Below are 9,592 nucleotides of genomic sequence, written 5' to 3'. Positions count from 1 at the left end.
CCGGCAATGCCGTGATCCTGCGCGGCGGCTCGGACAGTTTCCGCTCCTGCCGCGCGATTCACGAATGTCTGGTGCAGGGCCTGCGTGAAGCCGGTCTGCCGGAAGCCGCGATTACGCTGGTGCCGACGCGCGATCGTGCGGCGGTCGGATTGCTGCTCACCGGCCTCAATGGCGGCGTCGATGTGATCGTGCCGCGCGGCGGCAAGAGCCTGGTCGCGCGCGTCGAGGCCGAAGCGCGGGTGCCGGTGTTCGCCCATCTCGAAGGCGTCAATCACGTCTATGTCGATCGCGCCGCCAAGCTCGATATGGCGAAGTCGATCGTGCTGAATGCGAAGATGCGCCGTCCCGGTGTCTGCGGCGCGACGGAAACGCTGCTGATCGACCGCGCGGTGGCAGGCACGCATCTCAAGCCGCTGGTGGAAATGCTGATCGACGCCGGCTGCGAGGTGCGCGGCGACGCCGCCGTGCAGCAGGCCGATGCGCGCGTCAAGCCTGCAACGGACGAGGATTGGGACACCGAATACGAAGATGCGATCATCTCGGCGAGGGTCGTCGACGGTGTGGACGATGCGCTCGCGCATATTCGCGATCACGGCTCGCACCATACCGATGCGATCGTCACCGAGGACGTCGCCGTAGCCACGAAGTTTCTCAACGAAGTGGATTCGGCGATCGTGCTGCATAACGCCTCGACGCAATTCGCCGATGGCGGCGAATTCGGCTTCGGCGCGGAGATCGGAATCGCCACCGGCAAATTCCATGCGCGCGGCCCGGTCGGCGCCGAGCAGCTCACCAGTTTCAAATATCGCATTCACGGCACCGGACAGACCCGGCCGTGATAAGTTGCGCGTGGGCGCGTGGAGACTGAATTGGAGTCGCATTCAGTCCCGCCGGCGCAGGGTATACCGCCGCATAGTCCCGGCATGCGGATCGGTCTGCTCGGCGGATCGTTCAATCCGCCGCACGCCGCGCATCGGGCCATCAGCCTGTTCGCGATGAAGCGGCTGCAGCTCGATCGCGTCTGGTGGCTGGTGTCGCCGGGCAACCCGCTCAAGGATCAGCGCAATCTGCACGATCTCGCCGCGCGCGCGGCTGCTGCGCGGGCGATGGCTGATCATCCGCGCATCGATGTCACCTGTCTCGAGAGTGTCATCGGTACGCGCTATACTGTCGACACCATCAGCTACCTCCGACGTCGATGTTCGCAAGCACGATTTGTCTGGATCATGGGTGCCGACAATCTCGCCCAGTTTCACCGTTGGGAGAGCTGGCAGGTAATTGCCGGAGAGGTGCCCTTTGCGGTCATCGACCGGCCGCCGCAGAGCTTCCAGGGACTGGCATCGACCGCCGCCCAGGCCCTCGGCCGTTACCGGATACCGGAGCAGGATGCTGGGTCATTGGCCGACCTGAAGCCCCCCGCATGGGTATTTCTGACCGGTTTGAAGCTGAATCTGTCCTCCACCCGGCTGCGGAACCCGGATGGCAGCTGGAAGACGTAATTCCACAACACTCGCCCGATAAGTGCTATAGGGCGGGCGCTGGAATATTGAATCCGGCATTCCCACATGCATACTTGATTTCACCGGGCGTCGGATTCGGCGTCCCAATACAGTGAAAGGAATGGTCCTCTGGCCACTTCTGTATTGTCCAAGACGGGCGCCAAGAAAGCCTCGTCCAAGGTTGTCCCACCCAAGAAGTCCGCTTCGGTAAAGAAGGCTGCCGCGCCCAAAAAGGCTGCCGCAACCAAAACCGCAAAGCCGAAGGGTGCAGCCAAGACACCTGCTGCTGCAAAAGCTGCACCGAAGGCTGTCATTCCGAAGAAGGTTGCTTCGCCCAAGGCGAAGAAATCAACTACGGCGATGCGCGACACCGCGACCGAAACGCTCAATCTCGTTCTCTCCCGCCTTGACGACATGAAGGCCGAGGAAACGGTGACCATCGATCTGCGCGGTAAGTCGGCTTTCTCCGATTACATGGTCGTGACCACCGGCCGGTCGAACCGCCATGTCGGCGCGGTGGCCGAGAATGTCGCCAAGGGTCTCAAGGAAGCCGGTCAGAAAAAGCTGCATGTCGAAGGCCTGTCCAATTGCGATTGGGTGCTGATCGATACCGGCGAAGTCATCCTGCACGTCTTCCGGCCTGAAGTTCGCGAATTCTACAATCTGGAACGTTTGTGGACGCAGAGCCCGTCAGATGAACCGCGGATCGATCTGAAGGCTGTTTGAGCCAGCAGGCATTCGGCAACGGCGCGGCGCGTGCTAGTCTGCGCCGATGCATCTGGTTGTGATCTCCATCGGCAAGCTTAAGCAGGGTCCGGAACGCGAGCTCGCGGAACGGTACCGTGATCGCTTCGACGATATCGGCCGCAAGCTCGGCTTTCGCGGTTTGGCGATTCATGAAATTTCGGAAAGCCGTGCGCGCGATGCGGCGACCCGGATCCATGAGGAAGCAGCGGCGATTTCGGCACTGATTCCGGAAAAGGCTGTGTTAGTCGCGCTCGACGAGCGTGGCAGTAGCGTCGATAGCGCCAGTTTCGCCCGCCATATCGGGAAGTGGCGGGACGAATCGGTGCCATATAATGTTTTTGTCATTGGCGGGGCGGACGGACTTTCGCCCGAATTGCGGAGCAAAGCCAAACTCAGCATTGCCTTCGGCTCGGCGACCTGGCCGCATCAAATGGTTCGCGTCATGCTTCTGGAACAGATTTACCGGGCCGCCACTATTCTGGCTGGCCACCCGTATCACCGCGTTTAGCTCGCTATATTGAGCCTATCGCGTTTGAAAGAAGGCGCTGTCGAAACCACGATGCTGTCACCGCGGTCCATTCCCTCTGAACACGCCGCCGTTCGCCGCGGGATGTCGAGCTCATCGTCGTTGTCCATGATGCTGGTATCAGCCGCCCTTGCAGGTTTGATGACGACTTCGGTCGAGGCGCAAACGGCTGCGCCGATCCAGCAGGCCAATGCGCCATCGCCGGATATCATTCGCCAGCGCGAGCAGGAGCTCGAAGCGATCCGCGCGCAGCAGAAGAGCGCCGCGGAGCTGCAGGCAAAACTGAAAGCCGATATTGCGGCGATCGGACAGGACCGCGGCAAGCTCAGTCAGCAGCTCATCGATATTGCCGCCCGTGTCCGCGGTGTCGAAACCCGCATCGACGATGCCGAAGTGCGATTGCGTCCGCTGGATGCGCGCGAGCAGAAGATCCGCGGTACGCTGGAATCGCGCCGCGGCGAAATCGTCGAAGTGCTGTCTGCGTTGCAGCGCGCCGGCCGCCGCGCGCCGCCGGCTTTGCTGGTGCGACCCGAAGACGCGCTGAAGTCGCTGCGCACCGCGATGCTGCTCGGCTCCGTTGTGCCCGAGATGCGCGCGCGCGCCGAGCAACTGGTGGCCGACCTCAGCGAACTCGTGAATTTGCGCAAGGCGATCTCGACCGAGCGCGATCAGCTTGCCGGTGACCGCGACAAGCTGAAGGAAGAACAGACGCGCCTCGCGTCCTTCACTGATGAGCGCCAGAAGCAGCAGTTGGCTGCCGAAAAGGATATGGAAGCGGAGGCGGCGCGTGCGCTGACCCTGTCTCGTCAAGTCGACAGTCTGCAGGGCCTGATCGCGAAGATGGAGCAGGACTCCAAGGCAGCGGCAAAGGCGGCAGCCACGGCCAGTCTGCAGGGCACGCCGGCGACGTTCAGCAATGGCAAGCCGGATATCGGCGCCTTCAAGGACCCCGGCCGGCTGAGCCCGGCGATCGCCTTTGCCTCGGCGAAGGGCATGTTCGCACTTCCGGTCAACGGGGTTAAAATTCGTAATTTCGGCGGTTCCGATGGTGTCGGGGGCGTCGAAAAAGGCATCTCACTGGCCGCACGGGCCGGTGCGCAGGTCACAACACCGTGTGACGGCTGGGTTGTTTATTCCGGTCCGTTCCGTAGCTATGGACAACTCTTGATCCTCAACGCTGGGGGCGGGTATCATGTCTTGATCGCCGGGATGGAGCGCATTTCGGTGAGCATTGGTCAGTTCGTCCTTACCGGGGAACCGATCGCTGTCATGGGATCAACATCCCGGGTGGCATCCGTCCTTGCGGCCAATGCCAGCCAGCCTGTGCTTTATATCGAGTTCCGTAAGGACGGGACTCCCATTGATCCAGGCCCATGGTGGGCCGCTAACGAAGGCGAAAAGGTTCGCGGATGATGCGCAAGACTTCCATAATTCTGCTGAGTGCTGCCACTGGCGCCGCCTTGACGCTCTTCGTGACCCAACCACGCGCCGTGTTCATGGGCACCAGTGCCCGCGCTGCGACCTCGGACACCTACCGCCAGCTCAACCTGTTCGGCGACGTGTTTGAGCGCGTCCGCAGCGACTATGTCGAGAAACCCGACGACAGCAAGCTGGTCGAATCGGCGATCTCCGGCATGCTCGCCGGCCTCGATCCGCATTCCAGCTACATGGATGCCAAGAGCTTCCGTGACATGCAGGTGCAGACCCGCGGTGAGTTCGGCGGCCTCGGCATTGAAGTCACCATGGAAGATGGCCTGATCAAGGTGGTGTCGCCGATCGACGATACCCCGGCGTCGAAGGCCGGCATCATGGCCAACGACATTATCACCAGCCTCGACGACGAAGCGGTGCAGGGTCTCACCCTGAACCAGGCCGTTGAGAAGATGCGCGGTCCGGTCAACACCAAGATCAAGCTGAAGATCATCCGCAAGGGCCAGGACAATCCACTCGACGTCACGCTCGTGCGCGACAATATCCGCGTCCGCTCGGTGCGTGCCCGCGTTGAAAGCGATGATATCGCTTACATCCGCATCACCACCTTCAACGAGCAGACGACTGAAGGCCTGAAGCGCGAGATCGCGGCGCAGACCGCGGCCATCGGTGCGGACAAGGTCAAGGGCTACATCATCGACCTCCGCAACAATCCGGGCGGTCTGCTTGAAGAAGCCGTCACCGTTTCCGACGCGTTCCTCGAGCGCGGTGAGATCGTATCGACCCGCGGTCGCAACGCGGAAGAAACCCAGCGTCGCACCGCACATGCGGGTGATCTGACCAAGGGCAAGCCCGTGGTCGTGCTGATCAATGGCGGTTCGGCTTCGGCATCGGAGATCGTCGCCGGCGCGCTGCAGGACCACAAGCGTGCGACCACCATCGGTACGCGCTCGTTCGGCAAGGGCTCGGTGCAGACCATCATCCCGCTGGGCTCCGGCAACGGCGCGCTGCGTCTGACCACGGCGCGTTACTTCACGCCGTCGGGCAAGTCGATCCAGGCCAAGGGCATCGTCCCGGACATCGAGATCGTGCAGGACGTGCCGGATGAACTGAAGTCTCGCGACATCAAGGGCGAAGCCTCGCTCCGTGGCCATCTCAAGAATGATGGCGACGAGAAGACCGGTTCGCAGTCCTACGTGCCGCCGGATGCCAAGAACGACAAGGCGCTCAAGGCTGCTACCGACCTGCTCCATGGCATCAAGGTGACGTCGAACGCGGTCATCACACCGCCGCCGGCAGCCGCCGCCGCTGCGGACAAGCCGGCAGACGACAAGGCGGCCGCCAAGCCGAACTGATCGACAAGCGCATATCAATTCTGCGGAACGGGCGGCCTTCGGGTCGCCCTTTTTGTTGCAATCCGTCCAGGTGATCCCGCGCCTTCCGGGTGCGGTGACGACAACCGGGCGTGTTATTGTCCGGTCTGCTGATTCGGGAGATCCATGGCAGTGTCGGCAGACGATCTAAGCGCCCCGCTTGGACAAAAATTGACGCGCAAGCGGCGATTCCGGCTGCCTTTTTCCGGAACGCAGGCGCTTGCCACGATACTCGCGCTGCTGTTGCTCGGCTTTCTCGGCGTTGCCATCTTCAGTAATGACCCGATGGGCGGCGAGCCGGTTGCGCGTGTCGCGATCAAGGCGCCTGCCGTGACGGAGGACAAGACTGCTGCGAAGCCTCCGGTCGAGGTCAAGCACGGCACGCCGGAGACGGCCAAGACGCCCGAGGCCCCCGGCCAGAAGACCATCACCATCATCGATGGCTCCAGCGGCGCCCGTAAGGATGTCGTGGTGTCGAGCGATAGCACGGACAGCACTGCGGCCGATGCGCCGCCGCCGGTCATGACGGGGATCGACCAGAAACTGCTGGAGAAAACCCGCCACGGCATGGTGCCCATCGCCATCGGCGCGCTGAAGCCGGTCACGGCCTATGCCGCCGGCTCCGAAGCCGAACGCGCCAAAGCGATGAAGACGCCGAGCATTTCCATCGTCATCGGCGGCCTCGGCGTCGGTGCAGCCAAGACCACCGATGCCATCATGAAGCTGCCGCCGGCGGTGACTCTCGGCTTCACGCCCTATGGTTCGGATCCCGGTAAACTGGTCGAACGCGCCCGTGCGCAGCGCCACGAGGTGCTGCTGCAACTGCCCATGGAACCGTTCGATTATCCCGACAACGATCCCGGCCCGCAGACCCTGTTGTCCTCGGCGACGGCCGAGCAGAACCTCGATCGCATGATGTGGCATATGAGCCGCTTCCAGGGCTATGTCGGCGTCGCCAATTTCATGGGGGCGCGCTTCATCGCCACGGACACGGCGATGCAACCCATCGCCCGCGAAGCCAGCAAGCGCGGGCTCGCATTGTTCGACGACGGCACGACGCCGCGCAGCGTTGCGGCTGCCGCCGCCGAAGGGCAGGGCATGCCCTTCGCACGCTCCGATGTCGCCATCGACGCGGTACCGACCTCCGCAGATATCGATAAGGCGCTGGCGCGGCTCGAGGGGCTGGCCAAGGAACGCGGTGTGGCTGTCGGCGTCGCCTCGGCGCTGCCGATCTCGATCGAGCGTATCAGCGCCTGGGCCAAAACCCTCGAAGGCCGCGGAGTCATGCTCGTGCCATTGACAACCGCGATGCTGAAATCAAAATCAAGCTAGCGTCGTCTTTGGGCTAGGGTGAATTCGGCATCGCCGAATCGTTGCGATTCAGCGAAAGCCGAATCGCTGCGTAAAGAGTGCTCGAACGGACGCGAGAGGCATTGACGGAATGGCGCGCTACGAAGACCTGCCCTATCGAACTTGCGTCGGAATGATGCTGATCAACCCGCAAGGGCTCGTCTTTATTGGCCGCCGCGCAGGCGGTATCGAGCACGTCGATGACATGCATGTCTGGCAGATGCCGCAGGGCGGCGTCGATCCTGGTGAGGACACCTGGGAAGCCGCCAAGCGTGAGCTCTATGAAGAAACCGGGGTCCAATCGGTCGAGAAGCTTGGCGAAGTGCCGGACTGGTTGATCTATGACATTCCCCGCACGGTAGCCGGGCGGGCCTGGAAAGGGCGCTATCGCGGCCAGCGGCAGAAATGGTTCGCCGTGCGCTTCACCGGTGATGACAAGGAAATCAACGTCACGCATCCGCCGGGCGGCCACAAGGCCGAGTTCGTCAATTGGCGCTGGGAGCCGATGAAGAACCTTCCGGAGCTGATCGTGCCGTTCAAGCGCCCGGTTTATGAGCGGGTGGTGAAGGAATTCGCCGGTCTGGCGGACGGCTAGTGCCGCAATGACAGATAACCGGCCCTATCGCCCCAATGTGGGCGTCGCTCTGTTCAATGCCGACGGCAAGGTTCTGATCGGCCGCCGCTTCAAGGATGATGGGCCGGAGATCGTCCTTCCGGGCCTGGAGTGGCAGATGCCGCAGGGGGGCATCGATCCCGATGAAGATCCTCGCGTCGCCGTGATGCGGGAATTGTGGGAAGAGACCGGCGTCATCCATGCCGATTATCTCGGCGAGACCGGCTGGATGACCTACGACTTCATCCCGTTCAAGGATTCCAGCCATCGCTTTGCGCAATTTCGCGGGCAGCGGCAGAAGTGGTTCGCGCTGAGATTCACCGGGGACGATGCCGAGGTCGACCCGCTGACGCCACGCAACGGTCAGCCGGCTGAATTCGATGCCTGGCGCTGGGAGCGGCTGGATCGTGTTGCCGATCTCGTGGTGCCGTTCCGGCGCGATGTCTATCGCGCGGTGGCGGAGCAGTTCGCCAAATTTGTCTGAAGCGAAGCCCTGACGAAACGAAGCGCTATCCGGGCTATAGCGCCTAGTGCATCGCCGTCGAGGTGACGTGCTGCTGGATGACCTTGAAGTGGTCGAGGCGCTCGATGGCACGGTCCAGCGCGGAGCCTTCCTTCTCGGCCAGCTTCTCTTCCATCTCGGCGATGTCTTTAGCGAAAGCTTCGCGGTCGAGCTCAGCGATCGACGTCGCCACGTCGGCGAGCACCGTGAGGCCCTTGTCGGAGACTTCAGCGAGACCGCCGAGCACAATGATCTTCTGCGTCGAACCACCTGACGTGATGGTCATGATGCCAGGACGCAGCGCAGCGACCAGCGGGGCGGCGCCCGCGAGCACACCGAGGTCACCCTCGGCGCCCGGGATATCGACCTGATCGACTTCGCCCGAGAAAGCGAGCTTTTCCGGGGAAACGAGATCAAAGTGGAAGGTGGCCATCGTGAACCTGCGAATAGTGACTAGTGAAGAGTGAGTGGCGGAAGCGAAGCGAGTGGCGGAAGCTGCTAGCTACTCACCACTCACTATCAGCTATGCGCCCTTTAAGCGGCTTCAGCAGCCAGCTTCTTGCCCTTTTCGACGGCTTCCTCGATCGCGCCGACCATGTAGAAGGCCGCTTCCGGAAGGTGATCGTACTTGCCTTCGCAGATCGCGCGGAAACCTTTGATGGTGTCGGCGAGCTCGACGAACTTGCCTGGCGAACCCGTGAAGATTTCAGCGACGAAGAACGGCTGCGACAGGAAGCGCTCGATCTTGCGGGCGCGGGCCACGGCCAGCTTGTCCTCTTCCGACAGTTCGTCCATGCCGAGAATGGCGATGATGTCCTGCAGCGACTTGTACTTCTGCAGCACCTGCTGGACCATACGCGCGGTCTCGTAGTGCTCCTGGCCAACGATCAGCGGGGACAACATGCGCGAGGTGGAGTCGAGCGGATCCACTGCGGGGTAGATGCCCTTTTCCGAAATCGCGCGGTTGAGCACGGTCGTCGCGTCCAAGTGGGCGAACGACGTAGCAGGCGCCGGGTCGGTCAAGTCGTCGGCCGGAACGTAGATGGCCTGCACCGAGGTGATCGAACCCTTATGCGTGGTGGTGATGCGCTCCTGCAGCGCGCCCATGTCGGTCGCCAGTGTCGGCTGATAACCCACCGCCGAAGGAATGCGGCCGAGCAGAGCGGACACTTCCGAACCTGCCTGGGTGAAACGGAAGATGTTGTCGATGAAGAACAGCACGTCCTGGCCCTGATCGCGGAAGTGCTCAGCGACGGTCAGACCGGACAGAGCGACGCGCATGCGGGCGCCCGGAGGCTCGTTCATCTGGCCGAACACGAGAGCGCACTTCGACTTCACGGCCGGATCCGGATTGTGCGGATCTGCGTTCACCTTGGACTCGATGAATTCGTGATAGAGATCGTTACCTTCGCGGGTGCGCTCACCAACGCCGGCGAACACCGAGTTGCCGCCGTGCGCCTTCGCGACGTTGTTGATCAGTTCCTGAATGAGAACCGTCTTGCCGACGCCGGCGCCGCCGAACAGGCCGATCTTGCCGCCCTTGGCGTAAGG

General features: G+C 62.5%; 11 protein-coding genes. 9 read left to right on the top strand and 2 right to left on the bottom strand.

All coding sequences use genetic code 11. The features are described 5' to 3' along the window. From ACEK02_RS14605 to ACEK02_RS14565, 9 genes are all read left to right on the top strand, one after another. Positions 1 to 839: glutamate-5-semialdehyde dehydrogenase (locus ACEK02_RS14605; protein ID WP_371422397.1), on the top strand; the 839-nt coding region annotated here is incomplete at its 5' end. A gap of 30 nt (positions 840 to 869) precedes the next feature. Continuing rightward, entirely contained in the window at positions 870 to 1,499 is a 630-nt protein-coding gene (locus tag ACEK02_RS14600; RefSeq protein ID WP_371422396.1) for a nicotinate-nucleotide adenylyltransferase, read from the top strand. A gap of 360 nt (positions 1,500 to 1,859) precedes the next feature. Beyond that, the gene (gene rsfS, locus ACEK02_RS14595) at positions 1,860 to 2,225 is read left to right on the top strand and encodes a ribosome silencing factor (protein ID WP_371422399.1); all 366 of its coding nucleotides are present in this window, start codon (positions 1,860 to 1,862) and stop codon (positions 2,223 to 2,225) included. Between the two features lie 46 nt (positions 2,226 to 2,271). Beyond that, positions 2,272 to 2,754, top strand: a complete 483-nt coding sequence (gene rlmH / locus ACEK02_RS14590) for a 23S rRNA (pseudouridine(1915)-N(3))-methyltransferase RlmH (RefSeq protein ID WP_371422395.1) — start codon at positions 2,272 to 2,274, stop codon at positions 2,752 to 2,754. Positions 2,755 to 2,880: 126 nt separating this feature from the next. Beyond that, positions 2,881 to 4,185, top strand: a complete 1,305-nt coding sequence (locus ACEK02_RS14585; protein ID WP_371422398.1) for a murein hydrolase activator EnvC — start codon at positions 2,881 to 2,883, stop codon at positions 4,183 to 4,185. Next, positions 4,182 to 5,558 (top strand): S41 family peptidase, encoded by a 1,377-nt coding sequence (locus tag ACEK02_RS14580; protein WP_371422394.1) that lies wholly within the window; start codon positions 4,182 to 4,184, stop codon positions 5,556 to 5,558. The genes ACEK02_RS14585 and ACEK02_RS14580 overlap by 4 nt, the downstream gene beginning before the upstream one ends. Before the next feature lie 144 nt (positions 5,559 to 5,702). Further along, entirely contained in the window at positions 5,703 to 6,908 is a 1,206-nt protein-coding gene (locus tag ACEK02_RS14575; RefSeq protein ID WP_371422393.1) for a divergent polysaccharide deacetylase family protein, read from the top strand. A gap of 109 nt (positions 6,909 to 7,017) precedes the next feature. Beyond that, positions 7,018 to 7,521, top strand: a complete 504-nt coding sequence (locus tag ACEK02_RS14570; protein WP_371422392.1) for an RNA pyrophosphohydrolase — start codon at positions 7,018 to 7,020, stop codon at positions 7,519 to 7,521. Positions 7,522 to 7,528: 7 nt separating this feature from the next. Further along, positions 7,529 to 8,023, top strand: a complete 495-nt coding sequence (locus ACEK02_RS14565; RefSeq protein ID WP_371422391.1) for an RNA pyrophosphohydrolase — start codon at positions 7,529 to 7,531, stop codon at positions 8,021 to 8,023. Between the two features lie 43 nt (positions 8,024 to 8,066). On the opposite strand, the gene ACEK02_RS14560 is transcribed toward ACEK02_RS14565, so the two are convergent. Together ACEK02_RS14560 and atpD are read right to left on the bottom strand one after the other, a co-directional pair. Further along, positions 8,067 to 8,474, bottom strand: coding sequence for a F0F1 ATP synthase subunit epsilon (locus tag ACEK02_RS14560; protein ID WP_371422390.1), 408 nt, complete (start codon positions 8,472 to 8,474; stop codon positions 8,067 to 8,069). 101 nt (positions 8,475 to 8,575) lie between these two features. Then, positions 8,576 to 9,592 (bottom strand): F0F1 ATP synthase subunit beta (gene atpD / locus ACEK02_RS14555; RefSeq protein ID WP_371422389.1); only part of this gene is annotated, 1,017 nt, incomplete at its 5' end.

The sequence above is a fragment of the Tardiphaga sp. genome, from assembly GCF_041424195.1.
Lineage (GTDB): Bacteria > Pseudomonadota > Alphaproteobacteria > Rhizobiales > Xanthobacteraceae > Tardiphaga.
The sequence above is the reverse complement of the archived record's forward strand: the minus strand, read 5'-3'. Positions and strand labels throughout refer to the sequence as shown.